At 59.2% G+C, this 23,490-nt stretch carries 21 protein-coding genes; 9 read left to right on the top strand and 12 right to left on the bottom strand.

Going from position 1 to position 23,490, the window contains the following annotated elements:
- Positions 1-20: 20 nt before the first annotated feature.
- Positions 21-1,664 (top strand): DUF2339 domain-containing protein, encoded by a 1,644-nt coding sequence (locus tag GX444_02175; protein NLH47387.1) that lies wholly within the window; start codon positions 21-23, stop codon positions 1,662-1,664.
- An 18-nt stretch (positions 1,665-1,682) separates the two neighbouring features.
- On the opposite strand, the gene GX444_02180 is transcribed toward GX444_02175, so the two are convergent.
- From GX444_02180 to ltaE, 4 genes are all read right to left on the bottom strand, one after another.
- A complete protein-coding gene (locus GX444_02180) occupies positions 1,683-2,567 on the bottom strand; it encodes a hypothetical protein (protein ID NLH47388.1) in 885 nt (294 codons plus the stop codon).
- Between the two features lie 58 nt (positions 2,568-2,625).
- Positions 2,626-3,957 (bottom strand): hypothetical protein, encoded by a 1,332-nt coding sequence (locus GX444_02185; GenBank protein ID NLH47389.1) that lies wholly within the window; start codon positions 3,955-3,957, stop codon positions 2,626-2,628.
- A 72-nt stretch (positions 3,958-4,029) separates the two neighbouring features.
- Positions 4,030-4,896: an alpha/beta hydrolase gene (locus GX444_02190; protein NLH47390.1), complete on the bottom strand. Its 867-nt coding sequence runs from the start codon at positions 4,894-4,896 to the stop codon at positions 4,030-4,032.
- A gap of 276 nt (positions 4,897-5,172) precedes the next feature.
- Positions 5,173-6,210, bottom strand: a complete 1,038-nt coding sequence (ltaE, locus tag GX444_02195) for a low-specificity L-threonine aldolase (GenBank protein ID NLH47391.1) — start codon at positions 6,208-6,210, stop codon at positions 5,173-5,175.
- A gap of 120 nt (positions 6,211-6,330) precedes the next feature.
- Between ltaE and GX444_02200 the strand changes: the two genes are divergently transcribed.
- Complete coding sequence (locus tag GX444_02200) at positions 6,331-6,879, top strand: hypothetical protein (GenBank protein ID NLH47392.1); 549 nt, start codon at positions 6,331-6,333, stop codon at positions 6,877-6,879.
- Positions 6,880-6,902: 23 nt separating this feature from the next.
- Here GX444_02200 and GX444_02205 read toward each other — a convergent pair whose 3' ends face one another.
- From GX444_02205 to GX444_02240, 8 genes are all read right to left on the bottom strand, one after another.
- A complete protein-coding gene (locus tag GX444_02205) occupies positions 6,903-9,230 on the bottom strand; it encodes a hypothetical protein (GenBank protein NLH47393.1) in 2,328 nt (775 codons plus the stop codon).
- Positions 9,231-9,465: 235 nt separating this feature from the next.
- Positions 9,466-11,034, bottom strand: a complete 1,569-nt coding sequence (locus tag GX444_02210) for a sigma 54-dependent Fis family transcriptional regulator (GenBank protein NLH47394.1) — start codon at positions 11,032-11,034, stop codon at positions 9,466-9,468.
- Positions 11,035-11,112: 78 nt separating this feature from the next.
- On the bottom strand, positions 11,113-11,865 hold the full coding sequence (locus GX444_02215) for a CPBP family intramembrane metalloprotease (protein NLH47395.1): 753 nt from the start codon (positions 11,863-11,865) through the stop codon (positions 11,113-11,115).
- Entirely contained in the window at positions 11,852-13,147 is a 1,296-nt protein-coding gene (locus GX444_02220; protein ID NLH47396.1) for a hypothetical protein, read from the bottom strand. The genes GX444_02215 and GX444_02220 overlap by 14 nt, the downstream gene beginning before the upstream one ends.
- A gap of 256 nt (positions 13,148-13,403) precedes the next feature.
- Entirely contained in the window at positions 13,404-13,820 is a 417-nt protein-coding gene (locus tag GX444_02225) for a DUF2184 domain-containing protein (protein ID NLH47397.1), read from the bottom strand.
- A 193-nt stretch (positions 13,821-14,013) separates the two neighbouring features.
- Positions 14,014-16,743 carry a hypothetical protein gene (locus GX444_02230; GenBank protein ID NLH47398.1) on the bottom strand — a complete coding sequence of 910 codons (2,730 nt, stop codon included), beginning with the start codon at positions 16,741-16,743 and terminating at the stop codon, positions 14,014-14,016.
- A complete protein-coding gene (locus tag GX444_02235) occupies positions 16,740-17,411 on the bottom strand; it encodes a hypothetical protein (GenBank protein NLH47399.1) in 672 nt (223 codons plus the stop codon). The genes GX444_02230 and GX444_02235 overlap by 4 nt, the downstream gene beginning before the upstream one ends.
- Positions 17,404-18,717: a hypothetical protein gene (locus GX444_02240; GenBank protein NLH47400.1), complete on the bottom strand. Its 1,314-nt coding sequence runs from the start codon at positions 18,715-18,717 to the stop codon at positions 17,404-17,406. Before GX444_02240 ends, GX444_02235 begins: the two co-directional genes overlap by 8 nt.
- Before the next feature lie 241 nt (positions 18,718-18,958).
- Between GX444_02240 and GX444_02245 the strand changes: the two genes are divergently transcribed.
- Genes GX444_02245 through GX444_02275 form a run of 7 tightly spaced genes read left to right on the top strand, consistent with a single transcriptional unit; the run spans position 18,959 to position 23,476 of the window.
- On the top strand, positions 18,959-19,444 hold the full coding sequence (locus tag GX444_02245; GenBank protein ID NLH47401.1) for a DUF177 domain-containing protein: 486 nt from the start codon (positions 18,959-18,961) through the stop codon (positions 19,442-19,444).
- Positions 19,441-19,632, top strand: a complete 192-nt coding sequence (gene rpmF, locus GX444_02250; GenBank protein ID NLH47402.1) for a 50S ribosomal protein L32 — start codon at positions 19,441-19,443, stop codon at positions 19,630-19,632. Before GX444_02245 ends, rpmF begins: the two co-directional genes overlap by 4 nt.
- A 27-nt stretch (positions 19,633-19,659) precedes the next feature.
- On the top strand, positions 19,660-20,583 hold the full coding sequence (fabD, locus tag GX444_02255) for an ACP S-malonyltransferase (protein ID NLH47403.1): 924 nt from the start codon (positions 19,660-19,662) through the stop codon (positions 20,581-20,583).
- Positions 20,580-21,320, top strand: coding sequence for an SDR family oxidoreductase (locus tag GX444_02260; protein ID NLH47404.1), 741 nt, complete (start codon positions 20,580-20,582; stop codon positions 21,318-21,320). The genes fabD and GX444_02260 overlap by 4 nt, the downstream gene beginning before the upstream one ends.
- 34 nt (positions 21,321-21,354) lie before the next feature.
- The gene (acpP, locus tag GX444_02265) at positions 21,355-21,600 is read left to right on the top strand and encodes an acyl carrier protein (GenBank protein NLH47405.1); all 246 of its coding nucleotides are present in this window, start codon (positions 21,355-21,357) and stop codon (positions 21,598-21,600) included.
- A 9-nt stretch (positions 21,601-21,609) separates the two neighbouring features.
- The gene (locus tag GX444_02270) at positions 21,610-21,849 is read left to right on the top strand and encodes an acyl carrier protein (GenBank protein ID NLH47406.1); all 240 of its coding nucleotides are present in this window, start codon (positions 21,610-21,612) and stop codon (positions 21,847-21,849) included.
- Positions 21,842-23,476 carry a hypothetical protein gene (locus GX444_02275; protein ID NLH47407.1) on the top strand — a complete coding sequence of 545 codons (1,635 nt, stop codon included), beginning with the start codon at positions 21,842-21,844 and terminating at the stop codon, positions 23,474-23,476. The genes GX444_02270 and GX444_02275 overlap by 8 nt, the downstream gene beginning before the upstream one ends.
- The last annotated feature ends 14 nt before the right edge of the window (positions 23,477-23,490 follow it).

Consider the following 23,490-nt stretch of genomic DNA (forward strand, 5'->3'; position numbering starts at 1 on the left):
TCACCTGGGAGATAAACCCGATGCAACCCGTTGAATTTATGCGAGAGACTACGGTGAAGAAGTTAGGGGAACCACCTTTCGGCACAATGGTTGCCGCCGGCCAAGAGGCCGGTCAGGAAATCGCTTTCATGCGGAAAATGCGGATCGTATTTCCGCTTGCCCTTTCGGTTTATCTTTTTATTTCTCCATCCCGCTTTTGGAACCATGACTGGTTCCTTAAATATCCGCCGTTGTTGGAGATTGGTATTTTGTTGATATCAATGGGAGTCGGTTACCTCGGTTATAAAAGATGGACCAGCCATAATATATCCCGGTATTTCGTTCCTTTGTTGCTTGCCGCAATGGTGGGGGTGACCGCCCCAAGTCTGGCCAATGCTATTTTTACCACTCATTCCTGGTATTTTCCAGCTGCGGCCATGGTCTCCCTCCTGATGCTTGCCGGTCATTATTCCAAGAAAAATATCCTTTCGTGCCTCCTGTTGGCGACATGGGTAGTCACGATGTGGTGCCTGCAAATGCCCAGGGCCGACAACAAAGAAATAACCGTTTTCATTGCATATTTTTGTTTGTTGGTGTGGTTGGCGGTTACCTGGTATGCCGGTGGACCAAAGAAACCGCCGCTGTTTTTCAAGGGAGCGATGGTTTTTTTGCTGATTGCCTTGCCGATCCAAGAAGGCAAATACCTGAATTTGACCATCGAGGAACAGGAGAGGATATTTTCACAGTTTGGCGTCGAAGCGATATTCGTGGGAAATTACAACAAAAGGATCCCGCGCTCGCGGATGGAAATGCGGTGCAACAAAGCGACGGGGAATACAATCGTCACTCCACATGCGATTTCGCAAAGCGCCGCAATCATCGACGACGGGATCGTCACCAAACTGAATCTCGACGATGAATCACCGGATAAATCGATCTCCATCGGTCCGCTTTGGGTGACCTGTTCTAAAGGTAAATTTTTGCTGGTCAATCTCGATACAAAGCAAATTGTCGGATATCGCGACGCACCCTTGGGCGATGTCTATTATCTCAATTATTATCCCGATTGGGAGCTGTTGATTGTTTCGCAGAGAAAAGAGGAATTATCTTCGCTGAGCGAATGTCTGTTTTTTAGGGCGAATCGCGAGGGAGACATCAGCCAAATCAATCGGCGGGTATACGGCGAACAATGCGTCGCCGTCAGTCCGAAAATGGTGGTGGTCAATCAATACAACCACCGCCATGAAATCGCGCTTTATAACCTGGAAACAAACACGATCGTGAAAAAACAACCTCTTCTGCCGCTGAAGTTGTATTATTTATCGCCGTTCAATCAATTCGCGGTCGACGAGCAATTGCGAACCATTTATCTGGCAAACATGATCGCCGGGATTATAACGGTGAGAAATCTGGACACGCTCGAGTACATTTCACAATTCAAAGCCAATCCGGGAGTGCGAAATGTTCTCGTGGACAAAAACGACCAGCGACACGTCTTTTCCTGGAATTACGCGACCGGCGAGGTGATCGAACACCGGCTACCCGGCGGTGAAAAAATCCGTTCCTGGACCCTCGGCCCGTTGCTGCGCACCTTGAATTGGGATTGCGATCAACAAAACCTGCTGGCGACCACCGCCGTCGGCGGCTTTCGCATTCATTTGAACGAAACCACCGCGCCGCAATAAAACCCCAATCCGCGCCGCTTAATATTCGACGCCCGTCGCCAGCATCAGGGTCGTGCCCTGGGCGGCGTTGCGGCCCCAGATGGTATGGCTGGCGGTCAGGTCGAGGCGCCAGTGATTGCTCGGCTTGATGCCGAAAGTGATCGCGGTGGTACCCAGGGCGTAATCCGGCCCGTGGAGGAAATCGCGCAGCTCGGCGTCGTCCGCGGCGTTGCCCGCCGATGACGCGCCCTCAACGCGCAGTTTGCCGTAAACGATGCTGTAAGCGAAACCGAACTCGCCGCCGTACACCCACAGGTCGGCCGGATCCTCGTCCCGATAGCGGTAACCGAAATCGAGGCCGGCGTTGAACAGCGAAAATCGCGTCGCGGCCAGCAGCCGGCCTTCGGCGTCAAGTTGCCCGTCGCCCGGCGGCAATTCGGCGTCCTCATCGTAGAAATAGGGCAGTTTCACCAGGCCGTCGACGGCGATCGCCACCCATTGGTTGCCGAAAATCCGCCATTGCGCGTCCAGGTCGAGGTCGCCCATTTCGGTGCTTGTGACCTCCTGGAATTCGGAGTCGGGCTCCGGGGTTTCGTACGTCCAGTATTGATAGCGGAACCGGGGGTGCAAACCCAGTTCGAGCGAATCGAGCACCGCCCAGCGTAGCCAGAGATGGCCGCTGACGTCGCGGTAGTGCAGCTTGTCGACGTTCTTTTCGACGTCGCCGTGGTTGTCGAAGTAGTTGCTGGTCAGAAAGTAGCTGACGCCCAACCGGCCGAGCAATTGGTTTTCGGCCATGGTGAAGGCATTGGCACGCGCCGGAACGGCCGAGCCAAAAACCGCGGCCGTCCCGCACAGGATGAACAGACCGGCGACGATGAAAAATCGGCCGCGATCGCTCAATTGCCGAGTCGTTGCTTTCACGTTTCCTCCCCGACGAGTGTTTTTCTTGACGGAAATCAAAGGGACCGGTTCGGACATTTCACCCGATGAGGCCGATGATGATTTCCGCGATGCGCAAGATGCTCAACAGCAATTGTTTCAAGCCGTCCGAACCCGGATCGGCGTAAAACGCGCCGAAGTCGATTTGCAGAAACGACCAATCCGGAATCAACGCCGGCAGGCCGAAAGCCTGCAACAACGGGTTGAGATAGGACAGGTGGAACGGATTGGGGTTGTCGGGATCGACGTCGTATTCGGTGTAATCCCAGAAACTGTCGCGCAGTTTGGTAGCGACGTACCGCAAGGCATAGACGATTTCCATCTGGTCCGCGTCGAGCGAGCCGTAGCCGTTGATGCGATAAGGTTCGCCCGCGTCGTACTTCTGGTTGCCGTTCTGATCGTCATAGCCGAACACGTCGGTGGCCTGATCCTCGCCCGCCTCGCCCTCGACCGCCGGGAAAACCAGGCGGAACTGTTCCATCGCCTCGGCCAGGCGCAATCCCGCGTCCTGGATCTGCGGAATGTTTTCCGCCGGGAAGGTAAAGAAATCGGGATAGGCCGGGTCTTCGAACAGGTTGATCAGGATCGGGATCGCTTCCTTGAGCGCGTTGAGAATGTCGTCCCAATCCAGTTCGGCCAGCAGATAGGCCTGGGTGTAGTCGCAATCGAGCGAGACGGCGTCGACGTGCTCCAACAATCCCCACAGGATCAAGGTCGGCACGACCGCCGCGTGCAATTCCGCCTCGTCGAACTGACCGAAAATGTCGGCCAGGCGTTCGAAGTGGATGATGATCGGAATCGCGAGGTCTTCGTCCTGCTGGAAGACGTAGCCTTCCTCCAGGCAAATCTGGGCGTATTCGAGCTGTTCCTTGCCGCTCGCGTATTGCAGGCCGTCGAGCGCCTGGGCGAGGAAGTTGTCGAGCAGGTTGTCGGGATCGTCCTTGACCGGGCCGCCGTTGTCGATCACCGAGTAAACGTAATCGAGGATGATGCCGAACAGATCGAGGTTGTGCATCGCGTTGCCGATGACCAGGCCGTAATTCGCCTCCGGATGCAGGGGCAGGATGTCGAGCGCCTGGCGGAAGTACAGATCGGCGCGGTCGCCGTCGCCGCGATGCAGCCAGAGTTTGCCTTCGTCGACCAGCTCGTTGGGCGGCCAGGGCGTGGTGTCGTCGTCGTTGTCGTCATCGTCGTCGTCGTCATCGTCGTCGCCGTTGTCGTCGTCGAGGTTGTCGTCGTCGCCGTTGTCGTTGTCGTCATCGACGGCGGCGTTGTCGTCGTCATCGTCGTCGCCGCAGTCGCAACCGGCCAGGGCGAACACCAGGCATAGCAAACACCACCAACCCCACGGCGACAAACGTTTGGCCGACATGTGAACCTCCCGCCCGGATAGCAAATGTATCGGCCCGGATTATACATGAAAAACCGGGCCGGCAAATACGGATTATTTGACTCTGGAACGCAATCTTTCGTTGATAAATCCCAGGAGGCGGTTCCAGGACGGGCTGGCGGGCAGACGGCCGATCTGCTGCTCGATGCCGTTGTGGCCGCAATGCGGGATTTCGGCGATCTGCACCTCGACCCCGGCGTTTTTCAGCGCGTCGTAAAACAGGCGGCTTTGCGCGGCCACCGGAATGAACCAGCGCAGGTCGTGCTCGGCGTAGAGAATCAGCGTGGGCGGCAGATCGGCGGTGACGTGCCGGATCGGCGAGGCCTCGCGCCAGGTTGCGACCCGGTTGGTGAAGACCAGCCGCAACGGCTGCCGGATGACCGCGGCGTCGTAGGCGCCCGACATCAGCACCGCGCCCAACAAGTCGCCGGGCTTGTCGCCCCGCGCGGCCAGGTAGCGCGGGTCGGTGATCGCCAGCGCCGCCAGATAGGCTCCGGCGCTGTAGCCGATCAGGAACCGGCGATCCGGATCGGCGCCGTAAGCCCGCGTTTCACGCCTGGCCCACGACAGGCCGGCCGCCACGTCCTCGACCAGCGCCGGATGCCGCGCGCCGGGAAACAGCCGGTAGTTGATGCAGACCGCGGCGATCCCGGCGTCGGCCAGGGCATACCCCAGGTTGTCCACGATGTGCTTGTCGTTGACGACGAACGCGCCGCCGTGCACGACCACCGCCACCGGCCAATCCTTGCCCGCGGCGGGCAGGTACAGATCGAGCCGATGGCGAAAGGCGTTGTCGGGCAAGTACGAAAGGTCGCGCACGACCTGCACCTGATCCCGACCTGGCAACGGCAGTTCGGCGTACGACGAGCAGGCCGTCACCAGCGCGAACGATAGAAACGGCAACAGCCAAAGAAAAGGCAAAGGCGATTTTTTCCGCCACGGATTCGGTCGACGGGAAGGCGAGGGTTTCATCGGTTCGTTTCGGATCGATTCCGGTCAGGGAACGGCTAAAAAAGTTCAGGATGGGGATGACTATGAAAAGTCTAAAACCTTACTAAGGGATAGCGGTAATCCTTTTCGCAGCACGGTCCAACCCGAAGGTTGTTTCAGCATCCCCATCCTGAAACCGGTGTTTCCAATTCCTTTTATAATACGATTTTTATTCTATTGACAAGCGGATTCGGTTGCTCGCGCCGTTCATTGCAACAAGGTCGTGAATACCTCGATCGCCCGTTCGATGTCATCACGGTCGACGTCCAGGTGCGTCACGCCGCGCATGGTGTTGTCGCCGAACGGCACCAGAAACACGTTGTATTCGGCAAGCAGCGCCAGCAGTTCGCCGGAATTGTAGCGGCACTTGTCGGTGCAGCGGACGACCACGATGTTTGTTTCGGTTTCCGCCGGGCGCACGTCGAGCCCGTGCAGTTCGGTCAGACCCTCGGCCAGCCGCCGCGCGTTCGCATGATCCTCGGCCAACCGCAGGATATTGTTTTCCAGCGCGAACAGCGCCGCCGCCGCCAGGATGCCGACCTGCCGCATTCCGCCGCCCAGCTTTTTGCGGACCCAGCGCGCCTTGGCGATGGTCTCGGCGTCACCGGCCAGCAGCGAGCCGATCGGCGCGCCCAGGCCCTTGGACATGCAGACGTTCACCGTGTCGGCGTAGCGGGTCCATTCGGTCGCCGGAATGCCCCGCGCGACCGCCGCGTTGAAAAGCCGCGCGCCGTCCAGGTGGATCCGCCAGCCGCCGTTGGCCGCCAGTTCGGCGACCTGCTTCATGGTTTCCACGGGGAACACCCGGCCGCCGGCGCGGTTGTGGGTGTTTTCCAGGCAGAACAGCCGCGTCTGCGGCGCGTGAATGTTGTCGGGCCGGATGCGCTTTTTGATCATCGGCGCGGTGATCACGCCGTTGTGGCCGTCGATGGTGGCCACCGAGACGTGCGAGATGAACGCCGGTCCGCCCGATTCGTAGAAAAACAGGTGGGCCGACGATTCGCAAATGATCTCGTCGCCCGGCTGGGTCTGCACTTTAATGGCCGTCTGGTTGGACATCGTGCCGCTGGGAAAGAACAGCGCGGCCTGCTTGCCCAGCATCGCGGCCACTTTCGCCTCGAGCCGTTGGACGGTCGGGTCGTCGCCGAGCACGTCGTCGCCGACCTCGGCGTTGGCCATCGCCTGGCGCATCGCCGGGCTGGGTTTGGTCACGGTATCGGAACGCAAATCGATTCGCTGGTGCATGGTCCGGGTCCTTTGTGGCTGACGATTTTCCGGCGGGATTATAACACTGAATTTTTTCTACGGCATTGCCCGGCGTATTCTTCCGGCGTACGCTCCGTTGACTTTCAACGAGGTTTTTCCGTGCGCCTTTTCTGGCTGATCGCCATCCTGCCGGCGGCCGTGGGCTTGGCTTGGTTGCTGCTCGCGTCCGCCAAACGTAACGCTCGGCCCAAGCCGACGCCGTTCGCGTCGGCCGAGGCGAAAGCCCGATTTCTCCAGTACGCGGCGGCGAACAATTACCGGATCGACCATTTGACCGCCGACCAGGCGCTTGCGTTGATGGCCGGGTTTTACCGCGACGAAAAAGCCGCCAACCTGAACCAATTCTCCAGCGACATGTTGTTTTTCAGTTGGGGTACCGATGATGGCACCGAGTACGGCGAGAACTTCGATTACGAAATCGCGCGTCAATGGATGGAAGAGGACAGCACCGACGTCTGGTACCTCAGCCTTAACTTGCGCTTCAAATCGACGGCGACGATGGCCCATTTGGCGTCGGGCAATCACTGGTGCGAATCGCTCGACGAACTCGATTCGTTTTTGACTTATGTCCGGGCCGCCGATGCGACGCAATTGGCACAGATGAAAACCCCGGCCGCGGTCATCGTCGATTCCGGCGTCGTCCGGTAACACGGACTCCGAGCGCGCTGTTTTTACCGCGCCGGCACGGCGGCGGCAATGCGCCAGAGACCGCCGGCGCAAGCCGCCGAAAATTGAACCTGTCCGTCGGTCGGCGACAAGGCCAGCGCGCCGTAGATCGGGTAAGCGTATTGCGGCGTCAATGTCCAGGTTCGCCATTCCCCCGAGGTATTTTCCAGATAGCGATAGTTCGAAAACTTGTCGAAACTCGGACCGCCCGCGATGGTGGGGAGGTCATTTTCAGATTGCCGGAAAGTGAAGCCGAGGTGGGCGTACCCGGCGTCGTCGATCGCCAAGGAGATACCGTTGTCGACGTAAACCGAAGAGCCGCTCGAGATCGTTCCGGGCAGGCTCGTGACGACCCATGCGCCGGCTGATCGGATCACGTACTGCACCACACTGGTGGTCGGTTCCAGGCGGACTCCCGCGGCAAGGCACGGTTCTCCCGACCCGTCCAGCGCAATGTCCACATCGTTGTAGAACCCATCGTCCGGCGACGCCGCGACTTCCTCCACCTCCCAATCGGTGGCCGTCCGATGCCCGTACCACAAACCCTGCTGTTTGTCCGCTTCGGGTTTGAGATAGGCCAGATGAACATTGCCGGCTGCGTCGATTTCGAGCGCCGCGCACACGCCGGCGTCCACTTTCTCCGTGCTCCAGCCGCCGTCGTGGACGAGGTAGTGGATTTTTCCGTCGGCGGCGTCGGCGTAGACGAGGTGCGGCGTGCCGGCGCCGTCGAGCGCCAGGTCCAGGTCGAGCGTGTCCACGTCCGCGACCGGTTCGTTCATCCAGGCGCCGGAAGCGTCGGTCGCGTACCGAACCGCGGCCGAGCCGTCTTCGTAGGCCAGGTGCGAGGAGCCCGCCGCGTCAAGTCGCAAAGCGACCAGCGAGACCGTCGGCGCCGCGGGCAGCGCTTCCACCGTCTCGATCGCCCAGCCCTTGCTCCCTTCGCGCGCCACCCGGATTTCCGCGGCCGTCCGATCGTAGTAGGCGATGATGGCACGACCGGCCTGAGTGACCGCGATGGCGTTCGTCTTCCCGACCTGCGACTCTTCGACGAGCGTCGTGAATTCGACCCCGTCCTCGGTTCGTTCCGCGTGCGTCAACCATTCGCCCTGGCGGAAGACGCCGTGCGCGTGATGCTCCCGATCCATCGCCAGGCGCACTCCGGCGCCGGCGCCGTTCGCCAGCAATTCGGTCTGCCACGAGCCGTCTTCCCGTTCGAGGTAATACAGGTTGCTGTTGTAGGCTAGCGCCGCCGGTTCGTCTTCCGCGGTAAAACCGAGGTCCGCCACGGCAACGTAGCCGAAATTGCCGATGGTCGAAACGGCCGGCAGCAACGGCCCCATCGTGCCGTAACGGAATTCGTAGGACGTGCCGAATTCTCCGACTATTTTTTTATTGAACAGAAAGTGCGGGGTCGCGGACGCGTCAATGCCGATGGCGGGCGCACTGAGGGTGCAGTAGGAGATCATCATGTTCATGCACAGATCGAGAATATGCGCCACCCAGTCGCCGCTCGCGTTGGTGGCGTAAGTCGCAGCGTAAATGGTATCGCTCATGTCCTCCAGAAACAGCAAATGAGCCGCGCCGTCGGCATCCGTCGTCAGCGCAAAATCCATGGGCTCCCGATTGGGGAAAGGTTCCGTCGCTTCCCAGGCGCCCGTGCGGTTCGTGAAATACCACAGCCGCCGGCTCGGCCAATCGCCGGTGTTGGTCGCCCCGGCTGCGAGATGGGCCGCGCCTTGCGCGTCGATCGCCAGCCGGATTCTATTGAGCCAGTCCTCCGGCAGCCACACCTCGACCGTCTCCCAACCTTTTGCTGTCTGCGTCGAATAATTAAGCCGGCCGCTGACGTCCTGCCACGCCACGCGCCTGGCGCCATCAGGGCCGAGCGCCATCGCCGATAGGGCTACCGGGTAGGGAAAAACCTCCCCATCCGTCCCCGTCTCGTCGAAATCGTAGAAGATCAAAGCCATGCCACGTTGCGCCCCGACGCGTTTCACGTCGGTCGGCGAAATGCCCAGAAAAAACGAGGAGAAATCGCCGCCGTCGATATAGTCGTACGCGGCGCCATCGAGCGGCGAAATGGAATCGTTGTCGTCATCGTTGTCGTCGTCATTGTCGTCGTCGTTATCGTCGTTGTCGTTATCGTTGTCGTCATCATCGTCGTCGGTCGAATCGTTATCGTTGTCGTCATCGATATCATTGTCGTCGTTGTCGTCATTGTCATCGTCGTCCGACGTCACATCGCTGCCGGATCCGCCGTCATCTTCGGGCGAACAGGCGATTAAAAAAAGGACAGCAAGCAGAAAGGCAATCGGAAATGACCGGTGGCGCATGGTTTGACCCTCCATGTTCTCCTGCTTTTGCTTGATTCGGCGATGAGGCACGCCAATCGTCCACCTGATGAATGGAACTTGATGAGATACGACATGATAAATGTAGCAATTCAGCCGGCGTTGCTCAAGGGATGAGAGCCATCACCAATCGGAGAGCGACGAAACGTGGACGGAACGTCTTATCATTCCGATTCGAGTGGATCGGTTGAAAAAAGATTTTCCGACTCCGCCGCGGCTACTCCAGGTCGTATTTCTTCATTTTTTCGTAAAGGGTCGAAAGAGCGATGTCGAGCTTCGCGGCGGCCTCCTTGCGCGTGGCGCACTCGGCCAGGGCGCGCCGGATCATCGTCTTTTCCGTTTCTTCGAGGGTCCAAACGCCCTGGGCCGGCCAGGCAGGCGCGGCGACGCCGGGCAGGGTCAGATCGCCGGCGGCGATCGTCGCCCGTTCCCCGCACAGGATCATGCCGCGGGCGAGCACGTTGGCGAGTTCGCGCACGTTGCCCGGCCAGTCGTAAGCCTGTAGTGCAGCCAGCGCCTCGGGCGACAACCCCGGCGCGGCGCGACGCAGGCGACCGGCTTCGCGCTCCAGCAAATGCGCGGCGAGCGGCGGGATGTCCTCGCGGCGTTCGCGCAGCGGCGGCAGGGTAAGCGGGATCATCTCCAGCCGGTAGAACAAATCCTCGCGGAAGCGGCCGGCGGCAACGTCGGCCCGCAGGTCGCGGTGGGTGGCCGCCAGCACGCGCACGTTGACGGTGATGTTCCGGTTCGCGCCGACGCGGCGGACCTCGCGTTCCTCCAGCACCCGCAGCAGGTGCGGCTGCAATTCGAGGGGCAGTTCGCCGATCTCGTCGAGAAACACCGTGCCGCCGTGGGCCAGCTCGAAGACGCCGGCGCGGTCGGCGGTCGCGCCGGTGAACGCGCCGCGCGCGTGGCCGAACAATTCGCTCGCCACCAGTTCGCGCACCATCGAGCCGCAATTGACGGCGATGAACGGGCCGTTGGCGCGCGGGCCGCGGTTGTGCAGGGCGCGGGCGACCAGTTCCTTGCCGCTGCCGGTCGGCCCCTGGATCAGCACCGTGGCGTCGGTCGGCGCGAGGCGTTCGATCAGGCCGTACAACCGGCGCATGGCGGGGCTGCCGCCGACGAGGCCGGCGTAGGATTGCGTTGCGACGGGCGCGATCGCTTCGCGGTTTTCCGCTTCCCGCAGTTCCAGTTCGGTCTTGCCCATCCGCAGGCGTTTGCCGAAGGGCCAGACGGCCTGCGACACGCGAACGCCGTCGAGGAACAGGCCGTTGCGGCTGTCGAGATCGGTGACGATCCAGCCGCCCGGGGTCCACTGCAGGCGCGCGTGGCCGCCGGAGACGTAACTGTCGGTCAGCACGATGTCGCAACCGCCGCCGGAGCCGAGGCGGATTTCCATTTGTTCCAGGTCGATTTCACGGGGCGCGTCCGGTCCGGCGACGACGGCCAGGACGGCGGAGGTGACATTCAGCGTCTGGGTTTCGCCGTCGTACCGCAACCACTTGGTGCGTTCGGCGGCGGCGGGCGGGGCGGCCTGGTCGGCCGGCGTGGGGCGCAGGGTGAAGCGGCCGAAAGGAACGACGGCCGGCGGCTCGATTTCCTCGGTTTTACCGTCCGCGGAAGTAAAGAAAGCGGTGCGCCGCGCCGGTTCGATCCGGACGGTTTCGGTCACGCCGGGCAGTTGCAGATCGGCCTGGGGACCGCCGCCGAGCCGCAAACCCGCGGCTGGCAGTTTCAGACGCAGCAAGGTCTGACCATTTTCCAGAATTTCCAAAAACCACACGGCGAACTCTCCACCCCGATTTCGGTCGTTGAAAGGAATGAATCGACGAGCGAGGTTTTGCCCGCCGGTATTTTCGTTCTACGGCCGCCCGTTCGACGCGAGCCGCGGCAATTTCGCGCCCAGCGGCGCCCACGCCAGGGCCAGGACCAACCAGGCGGCCTGCACCGGCCAGAAGCCCAGCGGATCCGCCTGCCAGACCGGCTTGAGCAGACCCGGCCACGACACCCCGTCGAGGCTCAGGCCGAACGCCGGACCGATCAGCAGGTTGAAGATGCAATGAAACGCGATGCAGGAGCCCAGGCCGCTGCGCAAATACAACCCGCCCATGGCCAGGCCGGCGAAAAAGGCGGCCACGCCCTGGGCGGTTCCGGCGTCGAGGCTCAGCGCGCCCGAAAGCCCCGCCGAGATCACCAGCGCCACGCCGAAACCGAAACGCTTGCCCAACGCCGGCAACAGCGAGCCGCGGAACAGCAACTCTTCGCCCAGCGCCATCGCGGCGGCCGCGACAATCGCCGCCGGCAGATGGGCGAACGTGCCGGCGATGGCCGGTTTGGAGCCGCCCAGGGCCAGCAGCGCGATCAGCGCCGCGAAGGCCATTGCCGTGCCCTCGGTGACCGGCCGGGCGTCGGAGCGGACCGCCAGCGCGCCGTAGCGCGTCGCAAAAAAGGCGACCGGCAGCACGAGCAGGTAGGTCAGGGCGTAGGACCAATCGCCCGGCAAGCCGCCGAAGATGCGGTCGGCCGCGATCAGCACCAGCAGATAGGCGGCCAGCGCCAGGAAGGCGTTGGCAAGATCGGAGCGGGGACGGTTCAGGAAATCAAGGTTTGTCATGCCAGTACGTCATCGCGGGGTCGCCCATCAGGGTGAATCCGTAGAAGTTCATCCAGTACATGCCGATATCGTAAAAGCCGGCCGGGTTGAAGTACAGGTCCATGTATTTGCCCCGGGTTTTCGCCAGGGCGATGCCGAGCGGCCGGTTTTTGTTGAGGGTGTTTTCGACCATCATCGGAAAGATCAGGCTGCCCTCGCCGAAGTAGCCCGGGTTGGTGTAGGTCGTCGAGCCCAGAAACGCCGCCGCGCCCGAGCGCAACATGGCGGCTCCCAGGCTGTCGAGTTCTTCCAGGTCGCCGTTGCTGCAGCCCGAGCTGAGCATCACCGTTTGCGTCTCGCCGTCGAAATACTGCTCGTCGGTGTTGCACAGCACCGGGTCGCCCGCGTAGGCGCAGCCGGCGTTGCCGTGCACCGTCATCAGCAGAAAACCGGGCGTGTGCTGGACCAGCCGGTTGAGCAGGGTCTCGCGGGTCAGGTACTCGTCGGGCTCGAAGAACGGATTGCAGCACTGGTAGAGGCGGTAGGCGTCGTAGCCGCCCGGATCGAGCACCCACTGGTCGATGGCTTCCTCCACCAGGGCGCCGTCGCCGTTGACCGCGATGTTCGCCGCCGCGAGCAGCGCCGTCTGTTTGTACGGCGCATCTTCACGCGCGAAGGCGACGATCTTTTCCGCCACGAACGCCACCGTTTCGGGGTCGTCATAGGGCAGGCGGCCGACGTACATTTCCTCGGTCCAGTTGATGTCGTCGCCATCCCATTCGCCGTAGCGGCCGTCGCCGTCTTTGTCGAATTCGCTGTCCAGGTCGCTGTAGTAGGCGTCGGTCAGGCAGGTGTATTCGGTCAGGTAATTGGGATCGGGGCTGACCCAGCGGGCCGGCAATTGATCGTTGGCGCCGACGAGCTGCACGAACTGCAGCCGCTCGGGATCGTACGCCTGTTGCAGATAGGCGCGGATTTTTGCCGGCAGGTCCTCGCCGGACAAGTCGTCGGCGATGGTTTCGGTATCGGCGTACCAGACGTTCTGGCCGAGCCCCGCGTGGTAGTCCAGCAAGGGGGCGACGGCATCGCGCAAGGCCGCGCGGCCGACGGCGATGTAGTCGACCGGCATCGCGGTGGAGTCGTTGTCGTCGTCGTCGCCGGGCGAGGCGTCGTCGTTGTCGTCATCTTGAGCCTGCCCCGGACTTGATCCGGGGTCGTCGCCGGTATTGGCGGCGCTGCACGCCGTCAGCCAGGCGGCTAAGGCCAATCCGAGGATGAGCAACCAGAATTTCACTTGAGCCATGGTCCGAGATCCTCAAATGAATGTCGAAAGATCAATCGGCGCAAAATCCAGACCCTGAAACAAGTTCAGGGTGACAGTTAATCATGCGCCAAACAACCTGTCATGCCGACGCCAGCCTGTCATACCGACGCCAGCCTGTCATACCGACGCCAGCCTGTCATGCCGACGCCAGCCTGTCATGCCGAACTTGTTTCGGCATCTCGAATCCAGACCCTGAAACGAATTCAGGGTGACGAAACAAGTTCAGGATGACGAATCAATCGGGCGCGATCGTTCCCTTTTCCTCGAGCTTTTCGAGGGTCTTACTAAACCGTTCGTCTATTTTCTGGTTGGACTTGATCAATTCTTTCACCCGCGCCAGGCGGCTTTGCACCTGCGGATCGGCCAGCGCCGGATTCAACGCCCGGATGTATTCCAGATAGGTCATGCCGTGCCGGGCGGCCACCATTTCCTGCAGCGAAAGCGCGTACTGCAACTGATCGTAGGGCTTGGCGAAGGTCTTCATGGCGACCGCGAAACCCGGCTTTTCGTACTCGGCGATCACCTCCTGCAGAATGACGCCGACCTTGGCCTGATCCGCGGCGGACGAGGGAATCGTGCAGCCCGCGACGCCGCCGCAAAGCAGCACCGTTTGGCACGCCAACACCAGCCAGAATAAGGATATTCGCCGCACCCGTGTCTCCCGTTGACTGGATGATATCACAAAATTCGACGAGGAAAACGGTGGTTTTTCAATGCCATGGGGAAGTGTCCTTTTTAGTTTTCATTAGTCTTCTTACATATTTGATCCTCGGATGTATGGAAAGAGAAATGGCAACTTGTTTTTTACAAGTTGCCCAAGGTGTGATCTTGACAATGCTAATGTATTAATAATTGCAATTCGCCGAGCTTTGACATACTAGTATTAGTACGACGCTATGTGCAGGCATGCCATTGATTGACAGATATTTTACCGATCCGGGATTGAAAGTACCGGAGTAAGACACACTCACCGCTGTAGGATCCTCGTCCTCCGGCGATATCACCTTTACTTTGAAGTATGCCGGATTGGAAAAATTCGTCATGGGGTCCAGGACAAAGATGAAATTCAGCGGATTGCCGTTATATAGATTGGCGCCGATATGAAGGATTTTCGTCGGCGTACCGCTTGCTTGGTAATCTTGCCAGGATGCGGTTACCACTTTTTCGGCGACAAATGGATCACGGTCATTCACGCAGTGTGTTGCCGTTGGATCCAAAGGATCATACTGACCTAGTAATGGATTGGAACAATGCTCCCAGAGGTTATCGTTTTGGCATAACTTATGCCCGAGCGAGGTATAGAAATAATACGAATATTCGCCTTGTTGGGTTGAATACGGCTTTATTCCGGTAGTGCGCATATCGCCGGATACTAGAAAATCCGGTATAACGTAGGAGCGTAAAGCGGCCATTAATCTCAAGAACGCTTCTTTCTTAGGATCGCCGACCGCTCGTTCGATCGAGTCATAGCCATGTTTTCCCGGTTGAGTATCGGAAGCGGTTAGGGTTTCCGTGGATTCTTGCGTTCTGACCCAATCCAATCGATAACTAGGGGTTTGTGGGTCCATCGATGGTAAAAAATCGTAATTGGTGTTGTCCGACAATACATCCATCTCCGCGTCCGTGAACCACATGGAGATCGTCGCGCCATACTCGAGGTACTCCCGAGCAAGTACCCAATAATAAATATCGCCGCTATTGTATGTTGAACCTTCTCCCCCCGAAAACCAGGCGCCGTCATTGCGGATCGGCATCATCGGATGATAAACGTATTGCAACATGGGTATTTCTTTTGCATCTCCTTCCATAATCCACCGATCCTGTTGAAAGAAGTTGCGCTGCTGGCAATATTGGCCGAGACTGGAATAACGTCTTAAAGGCCCCAGACTGTTTTCCCCCGCACCATAATAATCGAACAGATCGATAAAAATCTCGGTCATCTGTTCCGTTCCTAACAGCATATCCTGTTGATTGGACCATGGGTTGTGTCTGGTGGCATCAATCATGTCTCGTTGTACTTCCCAAACGAATCCGCCCGAGCCGACTTGGTTTAATCCGAGGTCGGGACGATGAGCTTTAATAATGTCGTCTGATGGATGTGATCTAAATACCATTGGAACCACGTAACTGACGCCGATATCGTGATAAAGGCCGTCGATACGGTTCTCGGCAGCCGGAGAATCCGGATTGGGCGGATCGACATCGAACGGATCAAGAACCAAGTGCCGACTGCGCTCGATGAAATGGGTGTAGAAGTCAATCTGCGTCGGGTCCATGATACAGGAACCTTCCACTGTTTCAGTGCAATTTAGGTTGAGTGGGTAATTTGTATGTCCCATCCAAGGCGTCCGGGAAGTTTCGCCCACGGCATTTGTCCATTCGGCCCAGTCGTAAGGCGCAGGATCGCTATCCGAATAATACATATTAAGACTGAATAGGTATGGATTGATGTATCCCAATACCGGTGTCCCGTCGCCGGACATGATGACATCGCGGTTCATCCGCGGATCGTCCGAATAATTCTGCTCGTTGGTAGGCCCAAACGTCGCTTCCCAATCAGCCCATGGATCGGTGCAATTGCCCGCGATGCCACACTTGCCGTTCTGCCGGCCGACAAAACGTACATCCTCTCCACCACTAGCCTCGATTCCATGATGAAAATCCCAGCCCAAGACATAGTTGACCATGGCCGGTTTGGTCGGATTGTCCGGGTCGGAAAAGAGGATGTCATGGTATTGGCGGAGAAAATTGTCGTCATCCTGGCTTGGAATATCCGGATCGTAACCATCGGCTTTTGGATCGGCCAACGCGTATTCGGCGCCGATCTGACCGAAGTTGAAACCGGTATAACGATAGAAATCGGCATACCTTCCCGATCGTTGCTTGATGGGCGTGTTGTCAGATAGCCAAGGAATATTGGCGGCTTCGGATCGCACCCAATTACGGTACCATTTCGCGGCTTCCATCCAATTGCCTTTGATCCGATTGATGGTGCTTTGTCCAGGAGGAATGTAGCTGAAATGTTCCTGCCTGATCTCGTATTCGATAGGTCCAAAGTCTTTTTTATTGCATACGCGGTAAAATCTCACACCCTGGCCACGGTATTCATCTGGATAATATTCATCACAGACGTCATCGTTGTAGTGGATGAACGAAACCGAGTAATCGGTTGCCGAGTTTGCCTTGAAGACAAATTGCTTGGCTTTCATATTGGGGTCGGTAGTGTACCAGAGAAACCCACTATAATAATTAGGTCGATAATAGGTGAAAAACTGCATCGACATGTCGTATCCCAATGGATAGAACATGGTAATAGTAGAAGCGTCGATTTTTTCGATGGAAACTGGATCAAGATCTCCCAAATGCATTTCGGCTTCGGTGGATCCTTTATTCAATAAGGTCGTGAGGGGATTGTTCAACAACAAACCATTTCGCATCGGCCAGGCGAGAGCATCCGAATTGAGTTTTTGTAAACCCGTTAAAATCGGCCATTCAACCGCGAAGATACCGAATTGCTCATCTGTTAAATCAACAGCGTCGGAAAAAGTAACGGAAAAATCCGACCATCTATTCAAACCGGCAAAGGGCGCATAGGTTCTTGCTTCAATGGTAAAATAGGTTGAGGGTCTTCACCCAATCCAACCAAATCCTCAAAGACACATTCGTTTCCCACCGCGCTCGTGCGATTCCCGATTCCCACCATTCTGGGATCTGTGTATTTGTGGATGCCAATCATTTTTTGTACAATCCAAGTTTGGCGCCACCAATTATCAATCTCCAGTTTTGTGGAATAACTTTTTATTATAAGGTTTGCTTCGTTGTTTGGAATTACACATATTGTCATTTCTTGTTTACTAAAAGGCATATCATCGGCGCTATCGACAATACGTTTAAATAAATAGAGTCGAAAAGGCAGCGGTATATCATCGGAAGCGACCATGAATGGGGATTTTTCGTCCGGCGTAACCGATTCATCGGCCGTGTCCGGACGGTCGCCTTGATTGTAAAGAAGGATGTCGCCATTTGAATCGTACCATTCCATCAATTGGCCCGTGATGGCTGAATACACCATTTCGTAGCCGCCACTTTCGATACTGACGGTATCGCCATCGTCGTGAATGACCGGTGAGGATTCGTTTTTATCCGCGAAAACAAAATTGGGAATAAAAATAATCGAAATAATGACCAGGAATAATCCGAGTATTGAAAACCGAGAAAACAACTTGATATTATTCTTACTCATGGCTTTCCCCTTCCAATTTGTAGCGAATAGCTACATTAAGGATTTCCGGATCGATATACCAACCGGGTCCAAGCACAGCGACGGCGCCGGTTTCCGACGCGGCAACTTGACTTACCCAAACGTCGTTATTTCCACCGCCGCTAAAATATTCGGTGCGAACTCCCTCGGCTTCGTAGCGAAAAAAACAGTTGCTGAAAGGAGCGTCACCAAACAAGGACACTGCCCCATAGGGTCGGCCTAACGGATCTACATCCATGGCCGAAAAATCCCAATTGTCCCAAACATCAAGACCGGGCCAACGTACGGATACAATTTTATGGCCTTGGTAGGAAATCAACCACAGATGCAGATCGATAAACCATGTCGAAAAGGTGACTCGACCGTTTGCATTGATTCCGGCTTGGCCACCGGTTTTGTCAGAGATGCCGCTCAAGTGATTGGGAACCCGACCGACGAATTTTCTTTGAAATCCGACCAGCGGATTGCCGTAGTCCTCGAAAAGCCAACCATTATCAATAATTACCGGATGGTGAAAAATTCCCTCACTATCCGGTGTGTAGGTTCCTAGATTAGGATATGCTTTTACAAATTGACCATCCGTCGTCTCCATGATCATCGAGTATTGGTAACCGGAATCATCGAAGGTGAAAGCAAATCGGCCATCCGGAAGAATAAACAAATGTGTGAAATCGACAAACCAATCGTCAGATACCGGAATCACCTCGACGATCTCGTTTTTTTGCCAGCGCACAAGGCTGCAATCAGTGCTGAAAAGCTCATTGTATGGATCCCAAAGAACGGTCCATAAGCGACCCTCCGCGTCGGTCGCCGCGCCAAGGGTATAGGCGTTCGCATCGCCCGGGCCAAAGACTTCCCACTGCTGCCACTCATTGTTTTCCCATTTGCCGATCGAACTGTAGCCCCGGCCCCAATCGTCGCGCCCGATGGTCCACACGACAAAAAGCGTGTCACCCGCGAAAGCCATGAATATGTTGTAATAGGTATCCATCGAATAGGTGCCTAAAGTGATGTTTTTCCATCGCCAACCGGCTTCCGGCGGCAACTGACCCATGTTCAAGCACCACGACGGGGCGTTGATCTCTAAATGAATGCCGACCGGCGCAATCGGCTCTTCCGGCGCCAGGTCGAATGTCGGAACCATCTCTTCGGCGCGTGTCAATTCTTTTGATTCGTTTTCGGGAATGGGTGTTGTTTTGGATGTTACGAAGTAAGGCTTTATTCTGTCGCAACAAGGGAAAAGAAAGAGTGCGACACCCAATAAAAGAACCGAAGAAAACCTCCGCATCGCCCGCCTTTCCAAAAATGCGGCAACCGTATTGTTACTATTGTTTTCTTAGTAATGAGTGAAAAAACGCCGCAAAATCCCCACAAATTGAATATTTCACCATTCATTTGATTTGTCAAGGTTTATTGTTGTACGAAAAACAATTAATTTCGATTGAGCATTTCAGGTCGCTTAACGGCTGCTTGACAGTCGAGGCGGCATTCGTATACTGCCTGCTTCACCGCCGGTTCTGGGGGTAGCCATGAAATTATTAATTCGTCGGATCCCCGAAACCGAGAGTGTCTTTGAATTCGTGCTGTCGCGGGATCAGATCCGCCCCCGGATGGCGGGGCGGCCGGACATCACCGGTTTCACCGAGGCGCGCGTCAACGTGCGCTGCGCGCGGGTCGGCCTGACGGTCAACCTGCGCGGCGAAGCGACGCTGAAGCTACAGTACCTTTGTTCGCGCTGCGGCAACGACAGCGAAGCCGTCTGGTCGCTGCCGATCCGTCACGTCCTGTCGCCGCGCGGCGGCGATCGGCGGGCGTTTGACGAGGACGAAGGCGTGGGTTACCACAATGGCCAGGACATCGACCTGGACGAAGTGGCCCTCGAGCAGATCGCGGTGGCGATCCCGGAACAATTGTTGTGCCGGCCGGAATGCAAGGGGATTTGCCCCGTCTGCCTGGCGAACTTGAACGAAGAACCCTGCCGTTGCGGGGTGGAAAAGAACGGAGAGAAGTCATGACCGTACCCAAGAGAAAGAATTGCCATGCGCGTTCGGCCGTGCGCAAGGCGGGCTATCGCAAGCTGGCGGTGCCGACGTTGGTTACTTGCCCGAATTGCCAGGAAATGATGCAGCCGCATCGCATTTGCACTTCCTGTGGCTACTACAACGGCCGGGAAGTCGTGAAACCCGAGGAAAAGGAAGAATAGCCCATCGCCACGAGCCTGCCGATCGCGTTGCTGTTTCCGGGTCAGGGCTCCCAGGTTGTCGGCATGGGAGTCGCCCTGGCGCAGCGGTTCGCCGCGGTCAATTCATGGTTCGAGCAGGCGGAAGAGGCGAGCGGTCTGCCGTTGCGGCGCATTCTGCGCGAAGGCCCCGAGGAAAAACTCCGCCTGACCGAAATCCTGCAACCGGCCCTCCTGACCGTCGAAATCGGCGTCTGGCTGGCTTTACGCGAGCTGGCCGAGGTTCGCGTCGTCGCGTCCCTGGGCCATTCGCTGGGCGAGTATGCCGCCCTGGTCGCCGCCGGCGCGCTGGCGCCCGAGGCGGCGGTGCACCTGGTGCGCCGGCGCGGTTTTTACATGCAGGAAGCGGTGCCCGCCGGCCTGGGCGGCATGAGCGCCGTGCTGGGGCTGGACGCGCCGATCGTCGAACACCACTGCCGGAACGCTTCCGATGATAGCGCCCGGGTCTGGATCAGCAACGACAACTGCCCCGGGCAGGTCGTGATCAGCGGTCATCTGGCCGCCATCGAGCGGGTGACGACGCCGCTGCAGCAAGCCGGCGCCCGCCGCGTTTCCCCGTTGAAGGTCAGCGCTCCCTTCCATTGTCCGCTGATGAAGCCGGTCGCCGATCGGCTGGCGGCCGACCTGGAGGGAGTCCGTTTCGCCGCGCCGGCCTGGCCGGTGATCGCGAATTTCAACGCCGCGCCGTATCCGTCCGCCGGCGACATCCGCGACGGCCTGCTGCAACAGGTGGTCGCGCCGGTGCGCTTCCGCGAATCGCTGGCGCTGCTGCCAAGCCTCGGCGCCGTCAAACTGCTGGAACTGGGTCCGGGCACGGTGTTGACGGGCCTGGCCAAACGGACCGTTCCCGACCGGCCGATTTTCGCGGCCGACAATCCCGAAAAACTGAACGACCTCGTGAGGGAGATCGCATGAGCGACCGGCGTGTCGCCCTCGTCACCGGAGGTTCCGGCGGCATCGGCGGCGCCGGCGCGGTGGAACTGGCCCGCCGGGGCTACGACGTCGGTGTGCATTGCCATGCCCATCCCGAGGCGGGCGAGCGCGTGGCCGCGGCGGTGCGCGCGGCCGGCGGGCAGGCCTGGGTGGTGAACTTCGACGCCGCCGACGGCGCGGCGGTCGAGCGCGGCGTCGCCGCCTTCGCCCGCGAGCGGGGCCGGTTGGACGCGCTGGTCGCGGCGGCGGGCGTGGTCGCCAACCAGATGCTCGGCTTGACGAGCGCGGACGATTTGGAGAAGTTGTGGGCGGTGAACCTGCGCGGCGCCTACCTGGCGGCCAAGGCGGCTTCCAAGGCGATGCTGCGCGGGCGTTGGGGGCGCATCGTGCTGCTGGGCAGCGTCGTCGGCCAGCGCGGCAACGCGGGCCAGACGGCGTACGCCGCCACCAAGGCGGGGCTGGTCGGGCTGGGCAAGAGCCTGGCGCGCGAACTGGCGCCGCGGGCGATCACGGTCAACGTCGTGGCGCCGGGGCTGGTGGAAACGGCGATGATCCAAGGCTTGACGAACGAGCAACGGCAAGCCATCTTGCAGACGATACCGTTACGCCGGCTGGCCGCACCGGAGGAAATCGCGGCCGTGATCGGCTTTTTATGCGGCGAGGCCGCCGGCTATATCACCGGAGCGGTAATCCAGGTCGATGGGGGCTTGGGTATCTGAAGTTCACGTGACCCATTCTGAAACGGAGCGATTGATGAGCGAGGAAATCTTTGTCAAGTTGCGGCGGCTGATTGCCGAAAAATTGAACATTGCGGAAGATCAGATCGCCAAGGAAACGGAGTTCATCAAGGATTTGGGAGCCGACAGCCTGGATTTGGTGGAGTTGATCGCCGATATCGAAATGTCGTTCAATCTGGATTCGATTCCGGATGACATGGCTCAGAAAATTAAAACCGTGGGGGATGCCTACGACCGGCTCATGGAAGCCTTGAAGCGATAGGGAGGTTTTATGGAGCCCGAAGGGAAAGTACGCCAGATCATCTGTGATCAGCTTTCCTGCGACGTCGAGGAAATCAGCGACGATGCCTTCTTGTCCGACGATTTGGGAATGACCCCCGACGACCTGGAGGAAATGGTCGCCTTATTGGCCGAGGAATTCGAGATCGACATCCCGGATGTCGACGCCGAGGACTGGGAAACCGTCGCCGACGTCATCAACTACGTGGTCGACAGACTGGCCAATGACTAACCGCAGGCGTAAATATTTCCAACGCCTGAAAAACAACCTGATTTTCCATGCCGCGCGCGGCGCGGTAGCCGCCGCCCGGGTCATCCCGCTTTCCACCGGGCTTAAAATCGGCGCCGCGATCGGCGCCGCCGCGTGGCGGCTGGCCGGCCACGAACGCCGCCTGACGCTGCTGCACTTGAAAGTCGCCTTTCCCGAGTGGACCGACGCCGAGCGCCTGGCCGTCGGCCGCGAATCGTTCCGCAACCTGGGCCGCAGCTTTTTCGAGATGTTTCACTTCGAGGACATTTTCGCCACGCTCGAGACCCCCCATCCCTACGTGACCTTCAGCGGCAAGGAACATCTCGACGCCGCGCGGGCGCGCGGGAACGGCGGCGTGTTCGTCACCGGGCACCTGGGCAACTGGGAATTAATGGCCGCTACCTACGTGCGGTGCGGCGCCCCCGGCTACGAGATCGTCCGTAAGCTATACGACGAACGCCTCGACCAAATGCTCAACGACCACCGCCGCCGTTACGGGTACATCCCGCTGACGCGCGGCGGGCATGAGTTGGTCGCCGATATCATGGCGCTGATCTCGCGCAACGAGTTTCTCGGCATTCTGATCGACCAGGACACCAAGGTGCGCGGCGTGTTCGCCGACTGGTTCGGCCACCCGGCCTGGACGCCGTCCGGCGCCGCCTACATCTGCTACCAACTCGGCACCGACGCCTTTTTACTGACCACCCATCGCCGGCCCGAGGGCGGTCACGCCGTCGCGGTCAGCGCGCCGCTGCCGCGGCCGCAAACCGGCGACACCAAGGCCGACATTCAGGCCTATACCCAGATTCTCAACGACCACCTGACCGCGCACATCCGCCAGTACCCGACGGAATGGGTCTGGATGCACCGGCGCTGGAAGACCCGGCCGCCTGGCGAACCGCCCGAGAAGCATCCCGCGCCCCTGCCGCCCAAACCCGCGCGGTTCTGGCGGGCCGCCGAAAAAATCGCCGGCCGCCTGCTGCGGCCGCTGTCGTGGGAAACGGCGGACCGCGCGGGCGCCGCGCTGGGCCGGGCGCTTTACTGGTTCATGCCCAAGCGCCGCCGCGCCGGCCGGCCGTTGTTCGCCGCGCTCGGCCGCGCGCTGGTCGATTACCTTCGCCACCCGCTGATGAACGCCGGCTTTTTCCACGACCGCGTGACCGTTGAAGGCCTGGAGACGCTCGAAACGGCCTACCGCCAAGGCCGGGGCGTGCTGCTCGTCGCGGATCGCTTCGGCGGCCTGGAAGTCGCCCTGTGGAAATTGGCGACCCTCGGTTTTCCGTTGCACCTGGCCGCCCGCCGGCTGAAAAACCGTTTTCTCAACGATCGCCTGGTCTGGCTGCGGCGCGCGCACGGGGTCGAATCGCTGCCGGAAAAGGACGCGGCCGCCGCGGCGAATCGCGCCCTGGCGCAGGGACGGATCGTGGCGACGGTCGCCGGCGAAGCGCCGGAAATCGAAAACGAAATGTTCGGGCAGGCGCTCGAAAGCGCGAGTCTGGCCGCCGCGAGCGGCAGCCCGGTCGTGACCGTCCGGCCGCGGCGCGAAGGCCCGGGGCGTTTTCGCGTGCGGCTCGAGGAAAATCCGGAACGACGTCCGGCACCCGTTTGACGCCGGCGATCGCC

Source organism: Myxococcales bacterium, from assembly GCA_012517325.1.
Taxonomy (GTDB): domain Bacteria; phylum Lernaellota; class Lernaellaia; order Lernaellales; family Lernaellaceae; genus JAAYVF01.

What these genes read in the sequence shown, in the direction of transcription:
- ltaE (NLH47391.1), bottom strand. Translation starts at nt 6,210, where the DNA reads ATGCACCAGCGAATCGATTTGCGTTCCGATACCGTGACCAAACCCAGC.
- GX444_02185 (NLH47389.1), bottom strand. Translation starts at nt 3,957, where the DNA reads ATGTCGGCCAAACGTTTGTCGCCGTGGGGTTGGTGGTGTTTGCTATGC.
- GX444_02205 (NLH47393.1), bottom strand. Translation starts at nt 9,230, where the DNA reads ATGCGCCACCGGTCATTTCCGATTGCCTTTCTGCTTGCTGTCCTTTTT.
- rpmF (NLH47402.1), top strand. Translation starts at nt 19,441, where the DNA reads ATGACCGTACCCAAGAGAAAGAATTGCCATGCGCGTTCGGCCGTGCGC.
- GX444_02240 (NLH47400.1), bottom strand. Translation starts at nt 18,717, where the DNA reads ATGCGGAGGTTTTCTTCGGTTCTTTTATTGGGTGTCGCACTCTTTCTT.
- GX444_02175 (NLH47387.1), top strand. Translation starts at nt 21, where the DNA reads ATGCAACCCGTTGAATTTATGCGAGAGACTACGGTGAAGAAGTTAGGG.
- GX444_02260 (NLH47404.1), top strand. Translation starts at nt 20,580, where the DNA reads ATGAGCGACCGGCGTGTCGCCCTCGTCACCGGAGGTTCCGGCGGCATC.
- GX444_02235 (NLH47399.1), bottom strand. Translation starts at nt 17,411, where the DNA reads ATGAGTAAGAATAATATCAAGTTGTTTTCTCGGTTTTCAATACTCGGA.
- GX444_02270 (NLH47406.1), top strand. Translation starts at nt 21,610, where the DNA reads ATGGAGCCCGAAGGGAAAGTACGCCAGATCATCTGTGATCAGCTTTCC.
- GX444_02245 (NLH47401.1), top strand. Translation starts at nt 18,959, where the DNA reads ATGAAATTATTAATTCGTCGGATCCCCGAAACCGAGAGTGTCTTTGAA.
- GX444_02220 (NLH47396.1), bottom strand. Translation starts at nt 13,147, where the DNA reads ATGGCTCAAGTGAAATTCTGGTTGCTCATCCTCGGATTGGCCTTAGCC.
- GX444_02215 (NLH47395.1), bottom strand. Translation starts at nt 11,865, where the DNA reads ATGACAAACCTTGATTTCCTGAACCGTCCCCGCTCCGATCTTGCCAAC.
- GX444_02275 (NLH47407.1), top strand. Translation starts at nt 21,842, where the DNA reads ATGACTAACCGCAGGCGTAAATATTTCCAACGCCTGAAAAACAACCTG.
- acpP (NLH47405.1), top strand. Translation starts at nt 21,355, where the DNA reads ATGAGCGAGGAAATCTTTGTCAAGTTGCGGCGGCTGATTGCCGAAAAA.